At 56.9% G+C, this 13,637-nt stretch carries 14 protein-coding genes; 6 read left to right on the top strand and 8 right to left on the bottom strand.

The features are described from left to right. Nucleotides 1–2 precede the first annotated feature (2 nt). From fliE to Q1B46_RS09780, 3 genes are read right to left on the bottom strand one after another with little or no spacing between them, the layout of a single operon-like run. Entirely contained in the window at nt 3–293 is a 291-nt protein-coding gene (gene fliE, locus Q1B46_RS09770; protein WP_299947450.1) for a flagellar hook-basal body complex protein FliE, read from the bottom strand. 12 nt (nt 294–305) lie between these two features. Further along, entirely contained in the window at nt 306–692 is a 387-nt protein-coding gene (gene flgC / locus Q1B46_RS09775) for a flagellar basal body rod protein FlgC (RefSeq protein WP_299947452.1), read from the bottom strand. 11 nt (nt 693–703) lie between these two features. Beyond that, nucleotides 704–1,090: a FlgB family protein gene (locus Q1B46_RS09780; protein ID WP_299947454.1), complete on the bottom strand. Its 387-nt coding sequence runs from the start codon at nt 1,088–1,090 to the stop codon at nt 704–706. 89 nt (nt 1,091–1,179) lie between these two features. Here Q1B46_RS09780 and Q1B46_RS09785 point away from each other — a divergent pair, with 89 nt between their 5' ends. The 6 genes from Q1B46_RS09785 to Q1B46_RS09810 all read left to right on the top strand — a co-directional run bounded on the left by Q1B46_RS09785 (nt 1,180) and on the right by Q1B46_RS09810 (nt 8,426). Further along, nucleotides 1,180–2,523 (top strand): FliI/YscN family ATPase, encoded by a 1,344-nt coding sequence (locus Q1B46_RS09785; RefSeq protein ID WP_299947457.1) that lies wholly within the window; start codon nt 1,180–1,182, stop codon nt 2,521–2,523. 83 nt (nt 2,524–2,606) lie between these two features. Beyond that, nucleotides 2,607–3,446: a flagellar motor protein MotB gene (locus Q1B46_RS09790; protein ID WP_299947460.1), complete on the top strand. Its 840-nt coding sequence runs from the start codon at nt 2,607–2,609 to the stop codon at nt 3,444–3,446. A 98-nt stretch (nt 3,447–3,544) separates the two neighbouring features. Beyond that, complete coding sequence (locus tag Q1B46_RS09795) at nt 3,545–4,840, top strand: flagellar hook protein FlgE (protein WP_299947461.1); 1,296 nt, start codon at nt 3,545–3,547, stop codon at nt 4,838–4,840. Between the two features lie 33 nt (nt 4,841–4,873). Next, nucleotides 4,874–6,325, top strand: coding sequence for a flagellar hook-associated protein FlgK (gene flgK, locus Q1B46_RS09800; RefSeq protein WP_299947464.1), 1,452 nt, complete (start codon nt 4,874–4,876; stop codon nt 6,323–6,325). Nucleotides 6,326–6,327: 2 nt separating this feature from the next. Beyond that, nucleotides 6,328–7,335, top strand: coding sequence for a flagellin (locus tag Q1B46_RS09805; protein ID WP_299947466.1), 1,008 nt, complete (start codon nt 6,328–6,330; stop codon nt 7,333–7,335). Continuing rightward, nucleotides 7,332–8,426, top strand: a complete 1,095-nt coding sequence (locus Q1B46_RS09810; protein ID WP_299947468.1) for a flagellar basal body P-ring protein FlgI — start codon at nt 7,332–7,334, stop codon at nt 8,424–8,426. Before Q1B46_RS09805 ends, Q1B46_RS09810 begins: the two co-directional genes overlap by 4 nt. A gap of 46 nt (nt 8,427–8,472) precedes the next feature. On the opposite strand, the gene Q1B46_RS09815 is transcribed toward Q1B46_RS09810, so the two are convergent. From Q1B46_RS09815 to Q1B46_RS09835, 5 genes are read right to left on the bottom strand one after another with little or no spacing between them, the layout of a single operon-like run. Further along, nucleotides 8,473–9,117: a DUF1523 family protein gene (locus Q1B46_RS09815; RefSeq protein ID WP_299947470.1), complete on the bottom strand. Its 645-nt coding sequence runs from the start codon at nt 9,115–9,117 to the stop codon at nt 8,473–8,475. A gap of 10 nt (nt 9,118–9,127) precedes the next feature. Continuing rightward, nucleotides 9,128–9,394 (bottom strand): hypothetical protein, encoded by a 267-nt coding sequence (locus Q1B46_RS09820; protein ID WP_299947473.1) that lies wholly within the window; start codon nt 9,392–9,394, stop codon nt 9,128–9,130. Nucleotide 9,395: 1 nt separating this feature from the next. Next, on the bottom strand, nt 9,396–10,733 hold the full coding sequence (locus Q1B46_RS09825) for a DUF6638 family protein (RefSeq protein WP_299947475.1): 1,338 nt from the start codon (nt 10,731–10,733) through the stop codon (nt 9,396–9,398). Beyond that, nucleotides 10,730–11,653: a hypothetical protein gene (locus Q1B46_RS09830; RefSeq protein ID WP_299947478.1), complete on the bottom strand. Its 924-nt coding sequence runs from the start codon at nt 11,651–11,653 to the stop codon at nt 10,730–10,732. Before Q1B46_RS09830 ends, Q1B46_RS09825 begins: the two co-directional genes overlap by 4 nt. Beyond that, nucleotides 11,650–13,578: an ATP-binding protein gene (locus Q1B46_RS09835; RefSeq protein WP_299947482.1), complete on the bottom strand. Its 1,929-nt coding sequence runs from the start codon at nt 13,576–13,578 to the stop codon at nt 11,650–11,652. Before Q1B46_RS09835 ends, Q1B46_RS09830 begins: the two co-directional genes overlap by 4 nt. Nucleotides 13,579–13,637 lie beyond the last annotated feature (59 nt).

Raw genomic sequence — 13,637 nt, forward strand, 5'->3', positions numbered from 1 at the left:
GCTCAGACCGGCATCCGTAGGATTTCCTGATAGGCTTCGACGACCTTGTTCCGGACGATCACGGCGGTTTCGACGGCCAGCTCGGTCTGCGCCAGCGCCTGCACCAGCGCATGTGGGTCGGCTTGTCCGACCATCGAGGATTGTGCCACCTGTTCGCTGTGTTTCAGCGTCGTCGCAAAATCCTGAAACGAGGATCGTATCCCTTGTGCCATCCCCGGGTGATCCGGATCGACCTGCGTAGCGGGGCGCGCACCCGTATAGTTCTGGGCGGCAGTGATTGAGCGGATATCCATTCTGGCTTTCCTTTATTTACGGAGTAAATCCATCAGACTCGACGACATCTGCCGAGTCTGGTCGAACATCTTGAGGTTGGCTTCGTAGCTGCGCTGCGCCTCGCGGGCGTCGGCGATTTCGATCATCAGATCGACGTTTGATCCACGATAATGTCCGGTCGCATCCGCCATCGGATGACCTGGATCATAAATCCGGCTCAGATCGCGACGGTCGAGTTTGACGCGTCCCGGTTGGACCGTTTCTTTGCCGTCAACCTGGACTGATTCAAACGGCACGGACTTGCGCCGATATCCCGGCGTATCAGCGTTCGAGATATTCTCAGATACATGACGCAACCGCGCTGCTTGCGCACGCAGGGCACTGGCCGATGCACTTAGGGAATGGGAAAAATCGCTCATGCTGAACCCCTTTACGCCCGGCCCAGACTGGTGCGCAGTATGCCTATGGATGATCTGTAAATTGCCAAGGCACGGTCATGCTGCCGCTTGACCTCGACTGCTTTCAGCATCTCTTGTTCCAGCGAAACGCCGTTGCCATTCGGATCACCCGACGCGGTGGCTGTGTATTCAGCCCAGGGCTGATCAGGGGTGCCGCCATGTAGGTGCCCCGCCCGAGTCGCGGCCATCGCGACCTCTCTGCCGGAGTTTTCGAATGCTTGCTGAAATGCCTCGATATCGCGGGGTTTGTAGCCCGGCGTATCCGCATTGGCCATGTTGCGTGAGATGACGGCCTGCCGTTGCCCGGCATGGGTTGCCATTGCGTACGCTGTCTTAAAGACGTTCAGGTCATAGAACATCGGGGCTTCTCCCTCGATCAATTTCAATCAAGGCTTAACCCCGATTCCTTTAGAAACCGTTTTCAGCAAACCAATTTGGAGGACCTGCAATGTCCGATCTCGATCCGATACATCTGAAATGCGATTTCGACAGGATGTCGGCGGTGCGTCACGTCGGTCGTGTGACCGGCGTCGCGCGTGGAGTGATCGAAATCGAAGGTCTGACCGCCCAGGCCCGAATCGGAGATCACCTGTCGTTGCGTCGACAAAGCGGCGCGACCCTGCAAGGCGAGGTCCTGCATGTCGAAGCGGATCAGATTCATATGTTACCCGGTGCGGCACCAGATGGCGTTTGCATGGGCGATCAGGTGATTCTGAATCAGATGCCCGCCTTCGCCCCCGGCCTGCACTGGCTGGGGCGAGTCATTGATCCGTTCGGAAAACCTTTGGATGGCAAACCTCTGTTGCCGGGTGTGCAAGAGCGCGATCTTATGTCCACCCCACCCGCCGCCGTTTCGCGCAAACCGCTGGGTTCGCGCATGGAAACCGGGCTGGCCATTCTCAATACAATGCTGCCGATAGTGCAAGGCCAGCGGATCGGGCTGTTCGCCGGATCGGGTGTTGGCAAATCAACGCTGTTGGCCTCTCTCGCGCGCTCGATGCAAACCGATGCCGTGGTGGTGGCGCTTTTGGGTGAACGCGGGCGCGAAGTGAATGAGTTTGTCGAGACCGCGCTGGGTGCAGAAGGTATGAAGCGATCGGTTGTGGTTGCAGCCACTTCAGATCAGTCGGCGCTCGCCCGCAGACGCTGTGCATGGTCTGCCATGTCGGTGGCTGAATACCTGCGGGATCAAGGGATGAACGTCCTGTTTCTGGCTGACTCAGTCACACGCTTTGCTGAAGCGCATCGTGAAATCGCTGTTGCGATGGGCGAATCGGCCTCGCTGCGCGGTTTCCCCCCTTCGGTGACGTCTCTTATCGCCAACCTGTGCGAGCGCGCAGGCCCCGGCACAGACGAACAAGGTGACATCACAGCCGTGTTCAGCGTTTTGGTGGCCGGATCGGATATGGATGAACTCATCGCCGACATCCTGCGCGGTGTCCTGGATGGGCACATCGTTCTAAGCCGCGACATTGCCGAACGCGGGCGCTTTCCGGCAATTGACATCAGCAAATCTGTATCCCGCAGCCTGCCCGGTGCCGCGAGTGCGGATGAGAATCAAATGATTACAGAGACGCGCAAACTGGTCGGCAGTTACGAGCAGTCCGAGGTCATGATCAAAGCCGGGCTTTATGCCGAAGGGGCGGATCCCTTGCTGGATCGCGCGGTCCGGGTTCACGAAGAATTGGACGATTTCTTTGCCAAAACTGATCCGGGAGGCGTTGAAAACAGCTTTAACCGGTTATCGTTGATTTTACGGCGCGCTGGCGCGAACCCGGTGCGGCAGCCCTAGAATTCAGAACAGTTTTAAGTGTTAAGCCCACCTTAAGACCTGCCCTGCTACCCCGGTAGACGGGTGAATAGAAGGTGGTGGAGATGGGTGCGCAATCCAATGCGGCGCCAATCATCATCAAGAAGAAACGGGTATCAGGTGGCGATGGTCACCACGGCGGTGCGTGGAAGGTCGCGTATGCGGACTTTGTCACCGCCATGATGGCTTTCTTCATGTTGATGTGGCTGTTGAACGCAACGACCGAGACACAGCGCAAAGGTCTGGCGGACTATTTCTCGCCGACGATTCCGGTCAATCCGGTCTCAGGCGGCGGCGATGGCGCCTTTGGCGGCAACAACATGTTCTCGGAACAGACCATGGTGATGGACGGGTCGGGGGCCAGCAACAAAAACCCCACCGAGGCAAAACAGGCGCGCGGATCAAGTGGCGTGGACGCGAAAGGCGGCGGCAAAGGCGCGTTTGAAGATTTCTCGTCGCTCGAGGCCCAATTGCTGGGGCGTACCGGGGAAAGCCTGGTGTCTGACAAGATGCTCAAACATATCGTGACCCGCGTTACAGACGAAGGGCTGGTGGTCGAGCTGTTTGCGACAGAAGATCAACCGTTATTCGAATCAGGCACAGGCAAGCCAACGCCGATGATGCGTGCGCTGGTGCAACTGGTGGCGCGATCGTCAGACCTGGTGACAAATTCCATCGCTGTCGAGGGGCATGTGCGGTCTGCGCCGGTGGTGTTGGCGAATAACCCGGTCTGGGATCTCTCAACCGCACGGGCGCAAAGCACGCGCAAATTGCTGCAGAACAAAGGTGTCCAACCACAGCGGCTGGACCGTGTTACCGGGCACGCAGACCGAGAGCTATCCACCAAGAACCCGATGGCAATACGCAATGATCGGATTGAAATCATCTTCCTGCGCAATCCATAAGTGCCAAAGGATAGAACGCATTTTAGCTGTTAGCCCGCTGTTAAGGGCCAGTGCGGTACGTGTTGCATCAACGAATGACGCAACAAAAGGGCGTACCGATGACCATTTCCTCTTCGCTGAATGCCGGTGTCGCGGCGTTGAAGGCCAATGCCAACAGGCTGGCCACAATCTCTGACAACATCGCCAACTCTTCGACATTTGGTTATAAGCGGGTCGAGACCGATTTTCATTCCATGGTTACATCGGGTCAGGGTGGTAGCTACTCTGCAGGCGGTGTCAGAACCACCAGCCAGCGCTTGATTGATCAGCGCGGATCGCTGGTAACGACCAGCAATTCGACCGATCTGGCCGTGCGAGGCCGGGGCATGCTGCCGGTTCGTCCTAGCTCGCAGATCGCATCCGGCTCGAATGAGATGTTGCTGACCACGACAGGCTCGTTTCGCACAAATGAAGAGGGGTATTTGGTCACACAATCCGGCCTTGTCCTTCTGGGATGGCGTGCCAATCCGGATGGCTCGATCCCCAGCGTCCCGAGGGATACGCCCGCTGCACTGGAACCCATTCAGCTGAGTGTCAATCAGCTGTCCGGCGCGCCGACGACATCAATGAATCTGCGGATGAACCTGCCCGCAACCGCAACCGATGCAGGCGCACCGGGCGACGCCCAGCCGCTATCGGTCGAATATTTCGACAATCTGGGCAAATCAGAAAGCGTCGATATCGAATTGGTCCCGACCGTTCCCGCAACAGGCAGCAGTAATGAATGGACCATGACCTTGCGCGATTCTGCATCGGGCGGTGCAGTCATCGGTGAGTATACGTTGACCTTTACCGATAGCCGCACAGCTGGTGGCACCTTGGCCAGCATCACCGCTGTATCTGGTGGTGCTTATGATCCGGCAACTGGCAGCGTGGTTGTCAATGTGGCCGGTGGACCAATGGAGATCAATATCGGTCAGATCGGGGACGCGGACGGTATCACACAACTGTCGGATACCTTTGCTCCGGTTTCAATCACGCGCGACGGCTCGGCGGTTGGCACAATGACAAGCGTACAGGTTGATGAGAATGGCTATGTTTATGCGTTTTATGATACCGGGGTCAGTCGCAGAATGTTCCAGATTCCGCTGGCCGATGTCCCCAATCCAAACGGCCTGACAGCATTGGACAGTCAGACCTATGCCCCCTCTCGTGACAGCGGCACCTTCTTTTTGTGGAACGCAGGCGAAGGGCCGACAGGCGACCTCGTGTCTTTCGCGCGCGAGGAATCGACAACCGATGTAGCCACCGAACTGACCTCGATGATCCAGACCCAACGGGCCTATTCCTCAAGCGCCAAGGTCATTCAGACCGTGGATGAGATGTTGCAGGAAACCACCAATATCAAACGCTGATCTGGTGACTGACCAGCGGAAAGGAAGCACCTGATGAATATGTCGACAGCGTTGAACAACGCACTGGGTGGGCTAAGTGCCGCCAGCCGAGGCGCTGCCGTAGTCTCAGGAAACATCGCAAATGCGCTGACCCCGGGATATGCCCGAAGATCGCTGGAACTGGCCACCAGCCCCATATCAGGCAATGGCGTCCGGGTTGTGGGCGTCACGCGTCACCAGAATCCGGTTTTGATCGCAAATCGCCGCGCAACCGATGCGGACTTGGCTGCTGCCAAAACCGTGTCGCAATTTCATTCAGGTCTTGAAAATCTGGTGGGTACTGCCGACGACGCCGCCTCGATCGCTGCCAGACTTGCCAAGTTTGAAAGCAGCCTGATTACCGCAGCCAGCCTTCCCGATTCTGCCCAACGGCTGGATCAGGCGGCCCGTGCAGCTGGTGATCTGAACCGCGTACTCAACATGGCGTCCGAGGGTCTGCGGCACATGCGCTCCGACGCGGATCGCACGATTGGAAAGCACGTTGATACACTGAACCAGACGCTGAAAGATGTCGAAAAACTGAATGCCCGGATTCCCGCAATCCGCAACTCGGGTGGGGACATTGGCGCTTTGCTTGACCAGCGGCAGTTACTGATCGATCAGATCAATGAACTGGTACCCGTCAACACCATCGCGCGCGCTAACGATCAGATCTCGCTCTATTCTGATGGCGGGTTGATCCTGCTGGAAGGAACCGCCGCCGAGTTCTCGTTTACAACCACCGGCGATACGATGCCGCATATGACAGTGGGCAATGGATTGCTGTCCGGGCTTGAGGTCAATGGCCAACCCGTCCGCATCAGCGGGGATTTTGCCCAGATCAAAGGTGGCGCATTGATGGCGCAGTTCTCGGTTCGCGACGAATTGTCGGTTGAAGCGCAGGCCGATCTGGACGCCGTGGCCCGCGACTTGATCGAGCGGTTTGAAACCGCCGGGCTTGACCCCACCTCGATAGCTACAGACCCAGGTTTGTTCACGGACGACGGAAACCGCTTTGATCCGACCGCTGAAACCGGGCTTGCATCACGCATCTCGTTGAATGCAGTCGTTGACTCGGATTCAGGGGGTGACAGCTGGAAACTGCGCGCCGGTCTGGGCGCGCTGACACCCGGTGCTCCGGGGGAGGCTAGTCAATTACAAGCGTTTGGCGCCGTTCTCACTGATGCCCGCCCGGTTCCCGGCGCTGGATTCGGGACCGGATCGATGCGCGCGGCTGAGATCGCCGAAGCGCTCTTGTCCAAAGCGGGCGCTAACGCGCATGCGGCCGACCAACGCAGCAGCTTTGCGGCAGCCGCTCAGTTGGAGATGCAAAAAATCGTCGCCGAACAAGGCGTCGACAGCGATGCTGAACTGCAGCGCCTGATGCAGATCGAACAAGCTTATGCCGCAAACGCACGTATCGTCTCTGTCGTCGATGAGCTGATGGACACCTTGCTGAGGTTATGACCATGACACTGAATTCAATCGGCGATCTGGCGCGCGGCCTGACCCTGCGCTCTCGCAGCACCGAGATCAAATCACAAATCGAAACGCTTTCTTATGAGATGTCCACCGGCAAGACGCAGGATGTTTCGGGCCGTCTGGGGGGCGATTACGCCTACCTGTTGGATCTGGATCGCAGTCTGGAACGATTGGACGCGTTGTCCATCGCCACAGCCGAAGCACGGCTATTCACCGATGCGACGCAACTCAGCCTGACAACGTTCAGCGACTCGGTGGCCGAAATGTCCGCATCGCTGCTGTCATTTGGAACAGCAAATCAGATTGTGACGCATGAACAGGCATCGGTTCAGGCGCGAAATGAGCTTGATACAATGGTCTCGGCGCTCAATACACGCGCAGGGGGGCGTAGCCTGTATTCCGGAACCTCAACCGATGTTTCTCCGGTGTCGTCCGCCGACACAGTGTTGGCCGCTCTGCGTGCTGAACTGACTGGCCTGACCACTGCAACGGATATCCGGCAGGCCGCAGAAGACTGGTTTAGCGATCCGGCAGGTTTTGACACGGTTATTTATCAAGGTGGCGCAGACACTCTGGCCCCAATGCAGATTTCTGAGGACGAGCGGATCGCCCTTCCGATCACCGCAACTGATCCCGCGCTAAAGGCTGCACTACGTGATGTAGCGGTTGCTGCGTTGGCCACGGATGATGCGCTTGGATGGGCCCCGGGCCTGCGAACAGCGCTGTTCACAGAGCTCGGCGTGGGCCTCGCAAATACGCAAGATGCGACAGTCAACTTGCGCGCCCAGGTTGGCGCTGCTGAGGCGCGCGTAGAGCAGGCTGCCACGAGAAATGCAGCTGCAAAAACCAGCGCTGAGTATGCCCGGAATGAGTTGATCGCAGCGGACCCATATGAAACCGCGGCGCGGCTGCAAACTGTGCAGTTCCAGCTGGAAAGCCTCTATTCCGTGACCGTTCGTAATGCAAACCTGTCACTGGTGAATTTCCTCAGATGAAAATACTCGCGTTCCTGCTGATGTTCCTTCCTTGCATCGCCCATGCTGGCGCCATCCGTCTGAAAGATCTGGTGGATTTTGACGGTGTGCGTGGCAATGATCTGGTCGGCTACGGCCTTGTAGTTGGCCTTAACGGTACCGGCGATGGCCTGCGAAACTCACCCTTTACCGAAGAAATCATGTCCAGCATTCTCGAACGGCTGGGCGTGAACGTGAACGGCGAAGATTTCCGGCCCAAGAATGTCGCCGCTGTTCTGGTCACTGCCACGCTGCCGCCATTTGCACGTGTAGGTGGCCAGATTGATGTAACCGTTTCTGCCATCGGCGACTCCAAGGGTCTTCTTGGAGGGACGCTGATCATGACACCCCTAAACGCCGCAGATGGTCAGATCTACGCAGTGGCGCAAGGTACGGTACTTGCCGGAGGAGCGGCAGTCGAAGGCGATGCAGCCTCGGTCGTAAGTGGCGTACCGACATCGGGTGTCATCCCCTCGGGTGCGCGCGTAGAGCGTGAGATTGATTTTGAGCTTTCTGATCTAACGCAACTTAGACTGGCTCTGCGGGAGCCGGATTTTACAACCGCAAGTCGCATCGAGACGGCCATCAACACGGAATTTAACAGGGCCGTTGCGCTGATGCGCGATTCAGGAACGGTCGAACTAAGTGTCGAAGCAACGCGATTGGCGTCAACTGCGCATGCAATAGGTCGGATTGAAAACATTCTTGTCGAGCCGGAAAGCAAGGCCCGCGTTGTTGTGGATCAGAGATCCGGGACAATTGTCATGGGCCGGGACGTCAGGATTTCCCGCGTGGCGGTGTCACAGGGCAACCTGACCCTCACGGTCGAAGAAGCCCCGATTGCCGTTCAGCCCAATCCGTTTGCACGGGGTGAAACTGTCGTCGTTCCGCGCACCTTCGCCGGAATCGAAGAGGAAGAAGGAACCGGGCTGGCCGAAATCCCCGAAGCAACCACCCTGTCCGAAGTGGTCTCTGGCCTGAATGCATTGGGCGTATCGCCTCGTGACATGATCGACATCTTAAAAACCATCAAGGCCGCCGGGGCACTTCATGCAGAGTTCGTCGTGAGATGAACGACCAATCGACACTGGCCGCTTGCATCATCTTTGATGTGTAGCTCTATTTTGATTTCCAACTGTTCAGCCAGCGGCGGAAACCTTTGCGTTTTTCATCGATCGCATCGCCAGCGGCGTAGATACCATCTTCCATGTTTTCCAAAACGGGATCGATTTTCTTTTGCCGGAAGCGGCGCCAACGGACCCAGATCGCCCAAACCAGCGCTGCAAACACTGTCAGGAAGATGATATTGAACCAAGGTATGATACGTACATCCGGGCCTTCGACGTGCCGGATAAAAATCGCATTAGGAAAGATCGACATGAACTCATTGCGCCAGCCGTAATGAGTTACAACCACCCAATCCGGGTTCTCTTTGGTCGACTTGGCGTCATTCGCCTCGGTATAGAGGTTTGCTGTGTCGAACTTGAAGTAGGGCGGCCAGCCCCAGCCGGTGTCTTCGTTGCGGTAGACAATGGGTTTACCATTGGCCCGCACGGCCTGAATGAACTGCACATCGCGGTTTGACAGACTGGTGGATTGATCCTCGGGTTCGGACCAAAAAATCCGCGTCCAATCGTTCAGGTCCTGACGCTCTTCATAAGTGTTTACAATGCGCACCACGTCATGCTGCGGCAACGAATATTGCAGGATCACGGCGATCGTGCCCCAGAAAACGATAAAGAATGCCCATTTCACATAGGCCATGCCGTAACCCTCACATGTAGTTTACGATATAGATCAAAGCGCTAATCGCCACCCACGGTACGATATAGACACCCAGGATCAATTTGCGCCGGAATGAGTTGTCATATACATGCAACCCGCGCTCGATAAAGGCTTCCTTGTTGCCTTTTTTGCCCTTTTCGTCCCACCACGTCTCAAGCTTGCGCCGACGAACTCCGCGCGAATAGAAGGAAAGCGCGAAGTAGGCAATCGTCTGGACGATCAACAGGATCAGAAAAAGGCGCATAGCTCCGAACATCTCAATCCTTCCTCAGTGCGCCCCATGGCCCGACACAGGCAATGATGTCATCGCTTAGATGATCCTCACCACTCATATCCGGTTCGTGCCCGAACAGCGCGGCGCGCGCACCGGCCTTGTCCACCTGATACTCGCGCGCAAGGAAGTCGGCAACATAGGCTTTTTTGCTCTCGGGCCAGTTGGAGTAGGTGCTGTAGAACAATTCCTTATGGCAGATGAACATCTGACGCGGGTCCAGCGGGGCCAGTTCAGCCAGCAGCATGTTCACCAAATCGCGGTTTGGCGTGTTTGCTGCGCGCAGCGTATAGAAGTACGCCGCATGATCCGAGGTGATGCGCGGCCAGCGCCCTCCATCCGTCGCCCAGCGCAATAGCTGCGCCAGCCCATGATAGGCCTCGGGCAGGCGATCCGAGTGGTTCCGGGCAAGGCGACGCATGTCGCTGCGATCCAGTCCGGTCAGATCAACATCGGCATCTGCGGCGGCGGCAACGGTTAGAAAATCCATCTTCTGTTGCAGGATCGCTGCAGCATCCACGCCGCGCGCTTTAACAATGGGTTCGACCAGATCGTTGTATTCAAGGAATTTGGCAATCTGGTTCCGCTGCGACGGTTCAAAGGCGTATTTGATCGGCAGATCGTCAGGCTTGTCACCCATGCAAATCGCCGCCGGGTGGTCCAGATCAGGAAACAGGTAGAGCCCACCGAAATGTGCCGTCCAGAAATTTCGCTGCTCGAACGCCGTGTGGCGCAGATGGACGGGGTTGCGGGTGACGTCGCCAGTTTCCTTGGCCGTTTCAATCATCTTGGCGATCAGAATGTCGTCGAACCAGGCGTCCTCTTCGGTTTTGAACCGTTCGACCATGCCCGCCAGCCGCTCGGCCTTGCGCAGAGTGCCGCCTGCTGTATCGGCCTCGATCTCGATCTTCTGGATGTTGAACAGATCGCGCGGAGTGGTGAGTTTTATGACCGAGTTCACCAGCTCTCCGGCCACCGCATCGGTGGCGGTCAACGCGAACAGCTGCGCCTCGTTCATCTCGATGAATTCGCGCAGGATATCGCGCGAGGTTGAGAATTTGACGTTCAGCAACGGCGCGCGTTTCTGTTCGGTCGTCAGCAGGATGAACTGGCGGTTGACCCCGTTGGGGTTGAGGTAGAGCTCATCCTCCAGCTCGATCCCCACCTCAGGCGAATAGCCCGAGATATCGACATGGAAATCCGTCAGCACCGTGGTCTTGCCCGCCAGATGCTGCAACGCACGGTTATACCGCTCGACCAGAGCCGGGCTGGAGATATGGACGAGGTTGCCGAACATCAGGCCTTTTTTGATGAGGCGGATCATGCTTCGCTATCGCTCCAGATATCCCTTTGTCGGGCCAAAGCGGACCAGACATCGACCGCTCGGTCTAACCCTAAGTCTTGTGCCCGGTTCCGTTCGGCTACAGAAAGACTAGGTAAAACACTCTTTATTTTTCTAAGAGTGTTTTCAATAAACGAAGCCTCTTGCGGAAGATTCGGCCTCTCGAAAAACTCACGCTCTCTGGTGGTTTCTGTGGGAATTAGAACCTGTTCCGCCGCAGCTAAGCTTGCACAGAATTCGCCTATCCGTTCTTCTATGCCATCCTCCCAGCATTCAATCCGTAAGTAACAACGTTCTTCTTGTTCTTTCAAATGCCACCTAAGATAAACCTCTTGAAGAGACTCTGATTGTTTGAATAGTCGCTGCTTTAGGCTCTCAAGAATTTCTTTGGCCTCGACTTCTTCCCGTTGCTTTTGCTCCTTTTCAAAGATGTTCTTTTGGACATCCATGATTTCGACCTGCTTTTCTTGAGCCTCTGACATCTTCTTGAACTCAAGACGAGTGAGAGTGAGCTCGCGCTTTTGCGCAGAAAGTTGTTTTCCCTGCAGCATCACAGTCAAGATTAGCCAAAAAAACGCTAGCGTACTGGAAACACCAGCCAGAGCGTCACCGATCTCATTCGGTTTAGACTTGATGAAAGCTTCGAGTTTTGGAACGCCTTCCTCAGTATCTTTGTTTGTAGGTAAACCTGAGAGAAAAGCTACGGTCAGCAAAAAAACTAGAGTGATAATCGCACCCGTCCTCACTAATGAGTCGAGCCGTTTCCACCGCCACTTTGCTACTTTCCACCTTCTATGAATCGAAGAAACGTTTACCCCAGCACATATCAGTAGGATGAGTATCGCGACCGCACAGGCGAATAGGACGAACGGAAAAGGGATACTCCAATAGTAAAAGTTCATTTCCCCTCCAGATACCGCCGCTTGGCCTCTTCCATCCGGCCCATCTCACGCACGGCGTTCTCGATGGCGACCTCGTCGCTCTTGTCGGCATAGCGGAACTCGCTGTCGGCGTAGCGGTTGATCTCCTGAATCACCATCTCAACCGTAATGGGCTGGCGCAGGTCCTCGATCATGGCCTTCTTGGTGTCGTAATCGCAGAACAGGAACAGGTCGGGGTTCTCCATCCACTCATCGGGCAGTTCGAAATCCATCGCGCGGACCTTGACCGCGTCCGTGATGTTCTTGATCGCCCGGCCGGTAAAGCGCTCATCCGCCTGTTGGATCGCCTTCAGATACGCCCCCATCTTGGCAATGGTGTCCATCTGGCCGATATCACCGGACACCCGGTCATAGACCTGCAACAAGGCGTCCTCATGTGGGCGGGAATGGCTTTCGAAACTGGCGGCGACGGCCTTTTTGATTTCCTGCGCGGCATAGGCTTCGTGCTCACCCAGAGGGATGTCGTGGTTGCGGCCCATCAGCAGGTGCAGGATGTCGATGTAGTCCTCGCGCGTTTGCGGCCCGTCCACAAGGAACCGCGCGCCTGCCCGCTGGCGCAGGGCGTCGTCCACATTCTCGGGGTAGTTCGAGAACATGCCAAAGGTGCAGTTGCCCCGCACGACAGTGTTGGCGCCCGCAAAGCTTTCCATCAGCACTGCGGTGATTTCCAGTTGCCCGGCTGACGACTGCCGGTCGCCGCGTTTACCTGCCAGCTGGTCGATATCGTCAATCGTGCCAAAGCCGATGACCGAGGGGTCGATGATCGTGTTGATAAAGGCCTTGGCGTTCTGGCCGGATTTGCCCTGATAGCTGTCGATATTGTCGGTGCTCAGGTTCTGATAGCGGAACGGATATCCCGCGTTCTGGCAATAATCGTTGATCAGCCCGGCCATCATCTGGATCAGGGTGGTCTTGCCGGTGCCCGGTTTGCCGTCCCCCATGAAGGTAAAGATGAACCCGCCGAGTTCAGCAAACGGGTTCAGACGACGGTCGAAATCATAGGCCATCACCATCTTGGCCAGTTTCATCGCCTGATATTTGGCGATATGGTTGCCCACCACTTCGTTCGGTTTCTTGAACGTCATGGTCAGGGTGGTGGATTTCGCTTTGGAGGCAGGCTCGAACCCCCGGATCGTCAGATCATCGGCCTCGATATGCCAAGCGGCGTTCTGGAACGGGGCCAGATGGCCCGCGGATTGGGCGCGCAGGGCAGCCTTGTCCATCAACTGCTCGGCATAGGCGCTGGTGGCCGCGATCAGATGGGCGTCGTCGGGGGCATGTTTGGCCAGCGTCTGGTCCAACTCCCACAGCGCGCCGTGCAGGGCGAGTTGGCCGTTGTCGGTCAGAACCTCTTCGATCTCACCGATATCGACGGTGGTTTCACCCAGATGCGAGGACATCAAATAGGCCAGCGCATTGCCAAATGAGTGCGACGTGATTAGTGCCTCGGCCGTCAACAGTTCCGAGAATTCAGTCTTGCGGGCGGCGGGCAGATCCCCAGCTAGGTTTGCGCGCTTGAGATCGGCCAATGGCGTTTGTTCGGCATAGGTCTCGGCAACGGCCAAGGCGATGGCGATAGCGCGGCGAATGGCCTGCTGCGTCGTCGCCTGCGGCGGTGAGACCAGCGCATCGCCATCATCCGAGGCCTCGATCCGTTCCACCAGATGCACCCCATCGGCGCGCACGGTACGCCGTGTCACCAGCCCCGGGGTGGTGGACCGAAACCGCCGCCCCGTCGAAACACCCGGAGAGCGTTCAACGGTGGCCTCAACCGCCTTGGCAATCCGTGGCGCGTGTTCAAACCCGTTCAGCAACGCAGTCGCTGCGGGGTAATGCTTGCGAATATCGTCTTCGCGCAATTCCATCTGATCTGACGTCAAACTCATCTTTTTCCTCGCAATGCCGGGCTGAAGCCCGGCCTACTCAAATTCCGTCGGGCGGGCTT

It is taken from the genome of uncultured Ruegeria sp. (assembly GCF_947500045.1).
Taxonomy (GTDB): Bacteria; Pseudomonadota; Alphaproteobacteria; order Rhodobacterales; family Rhodobacteraceae; genus Ruegeria.

Bases quoted from the DNA above. Each gene is read 5' to 3' on its own strand.
- fliE (WP_299947450.1), bottom strand. From the start codon at position 293: ATGGATATCCGCTCAATCACTGCCGCCCAGAACTATACGGGTGCGCGC.
- flgC (WP_299947452.1), bottom strand. From the start codon at position 692: ATGAGCGATTTTTCCCATTCCCTAAGTGCATCGGCCAGTGCCCTGCGT.
- Q1B46_RS09780 (WP_299947454.1), bottom strand. From the start codon at position 1,090: ATGTTCTATGACCTGAACGTCTTTAAGACAGCGTACGCAATGGCAACC.
- Q1B46_RS09785 (WP_299947457.1), top strand. From the start codon at position 1,180: ATGTCCGATCTCGATCCGATACATCTGAAATGCGATTTCGACAGGATG.
- Q1B46_RS09790 (WP_299947460.1), top strand. From the start codon at position 2,607: ATGGGTGCGCAATCCAATGCGGCGCCAATCATCATCAAGAAGAAACGG.
- Q1B46_RS09795 (WP_299947461.1), top strand. From the start codon at position 3,545: ATGACCATTTCCTCTTCGCTGAATGCCGGTGTCGCGGCGTTGAAGGCC.
- flgK (WP_299947464.1), top strand. From the start codon at position 4,874: ATGAATATGTCGACAGCGTTGAACAACGCACTGGGTGGGCTAAGTGCC.
- Q1B46_RS09805 (WP_299947466.1), top strand. From the start codon at position 6,328: ATGACACTGAATTCAATCGGCGATCTGGCGCGCGGCCTGACCCTGCGC.
- Q1B46_RS09810 (WP_299947468.1), top strand. From the start codon at position 7,332: ATGAAAATACTCGCGTTCCTGCTGATGTTCCTTCCTTGCATCGCCCAT.
- Q1B46_RS09815 (WP_299947470.1), bottom strand. From the start codon at position 9,117: ATGGCCTATGTGAAATGGGCATTCTTTATCGTTTTCTGGGGCACGATC.
- Q1B46_RS09820 (WP_299947473.1), bottom strand. From the start codon at position 9,394: ATGTTCGGAGCTATGCGCCTTTTTCTGATCCTGTTGATCGTCCAGACG.
- Q1B46_RS09825 (WP_299947475.1), bottom strand. From the start codon at position 10,733: ATGATCCGCCTCATCAAAAAAGGCCTGATGTTCGGCAACCTCGTCCAT.
- Q1B46_RS09830 (WP_299947478.1), bottom strand. From the start codon at position 11,653: ATGAACTTTTACTATTGGAGTATCCCTTTTCCGTTCGTCCTATTCGCC.
- Q1B46_RS09835 (WP_299947482.1), bottom strand. From the start codon at position 13,578: ATGAGTTTGACGTCAGATCAGATGGAATTGCGCGAAGACGATATTCGC.